This is a genomic window from Candidatus Marinimicrobia bacterium CG08_land_8_20_14_0_20_45_22 (genome assembly GCA_002774355.1).
Classification (GTDB): Bacteria; Fidelibacterota; UBA2242; order UBA2242; family UBA2242; genus 0-14-0-20-45-22.
Genome location: PEYN01000181.1, coordinates 1 through 1,905 on the forward strand (window position 1 = coordinate 1; position 1,905 = coordinate 1,905).

General features: G+C 47.1%; 2 protein-coding genes. One reads left to right on the plus strand and one right to left on the minus strand.

The window, feature by feature from the left end; all coding sequences use genetic code 11:
• On the plus strand, nt 1-831 hold an 831-nt coding region (locus COT43_10355), incomplete at its 5' end, for a peptidase M3 (protein ID PIS27470.1).
• A 213-nt stretch (nt 832-1,044) separates the two neighbouring features.
• Here the strand turns inward: COT43_10355 and COT43_10360 are convergent.
• Nucleotides 1,045-1,893, minus strand: a complete 849-nt coding sequence (locus tag COT43_10360) for a hypothetical protein (GenBank protein ID PIS27471.1) — start codon at nt 1,891-1,893, stop codon at nt 1,045-1,047.
• Between the last annotated feature and the right edge of the window lie 12 nt (nt 1,894-1,905).

The following is a 1,905-nucleotide window of genomic DNA, read 5'->3' on the forward strand; positions in this document are numbered from 1 at the left end:
GACGGTACGCATGTCGGAATCCTGTACGTTGATTATTTTCCGCGGGATAGTAAGCGGGGCGGCGCATGGATGAATAATTTCCGCGAACAATACCGGAAAAATGGGAAAAATATCACGCCCATTATCGTTAATGTATGCAATTTGCCTAAGCCGACGCAGGATAAACCGTCGCTGTTAACGCTGGATGAAGTCCAAACACTTTTTCATGAATTCGGTCACGGTCTGCATGGCTTACTTTCCAACAGCACCTATAAAAAACTCTCGGGTACAAATGTACCACGCGATTTCGTCGAAATTCCTTCACAGATCATGGAAAGATGGGCAACCTATCCGGATGTTCTGAAATCCTATGCCAGACATTACCAGACCGGCGAAGTGATTCCAGACGAACTCATCGAAAAAATCCAGCAGTCTGAGCAATTCAATCAGGGTTTTATCACAGTCGAGTATCTCGCGGCTTCTTTTCTCGACATGAACTGGCATACAATTACCCAACCGGAAACGGATGCTCTTGCCTTTGAAGATCAGGCAATGACGAAGATCGGATTGATTCCGGAAATCATTCCTCGTTACAAGAGTTATTATTTTCGGCACATTTTCGCGGGCGGTTATTCAGCCGGTTACTACGCTTATATTTGGGCAGAGGTGTTGGACTCCGACGCTTTTCAGGCTTTTGTCGAAAAAGGCGTATTCGATCAAGCGACTGCTAAGTCTTTCCGCGATAATGTTCTCTCCCGAGGCGGTACCGAAGATCCGATGGTTCTGTACAAACGCTTCCGCGGCGCCGAACCGAAAATCGACGCTCTGCTGAAACGGAGAGGGCTGAACTGACGGATATGGTTTAATATGGAAGAGCATCTTTTAAGCAAAACTGTATTTTTTATGAATGCGTCGATGTCGATTTATTAGATGAAGCCGTTAAACTTGCAGTGAGCAGAGAAATCTTCCAAGATTTCTGACTTTGAAATAGAATCGAACAGAAAATAAAAATACAGGGGCGAAGATTCTTCGCCCCTGTATCATATTCTACTGTTCTACCGGAAGTTACTTCAGCAGAATCATCTTCTTGGTCTGTTTGAAATCGCCGGCTGTCAGCGTGTAAATATAGACGCCACCGCTAACCGAATTACCAGAAACATCGCGGCCATCCCAGACGTAGCGATGATAACCGAGCGGCAATTCACGGACGCTGTACTCCTTGACAATCTGACCCATCAAGTTATAGATTGTCAAGCGGACATCGCTGGTTTTTGGTAATGCGAAGTCAATGCTCGTCCGCGGATTGAACGGATTCGGGTAGTTCTGCGAAAGTGCAAACGACTTCGGCAGTTCCTGTGTCAGCCCAATCGAGGTCATTGTCATATCAATCGAAGGAGCTGTTTTTGACTCGTTCAAACCGTAGTCGGTCGCGGTGACGGAATAAGTATAGGTCTTATTGCTGGTCACATCCACGTCCACATATTCCGGAGTTGTTGAATGGCCGATCAATGCAAATTCCGCCGTATCGGCTTTACGATAGATGGTATAGTACTTAACTGGTTCGCTGGTCACTTCATCCCAAGTCAAAGAAACCTTGCTGTCTGCAAGTTTTCCGATAAGATTCATGGGAACTTCGGGCGCTAAATTGTCTTCCGACCAGCCGCCTTTCACATTCGAATCCCAGTAAGACCAACTGTCGAAACCGATCGCTGTGACCATGAAGCCCGTCCAATAAATGTCATTCTGAACCTTGTCGTACAATGTCGGTGCGACAAAGTTGTAACTCTGCCAATCGGGATGAGCGGAAACCGTGGCAACGAAATCCCAGCGGAGGTTCATTCCGGGTGTCATTTCGGTACCGTTCAGCGGCTCGACCGCGCGCCAGATCTGGAATTCCTTCACCGAAGGTTTCAACAGCTCCGGACA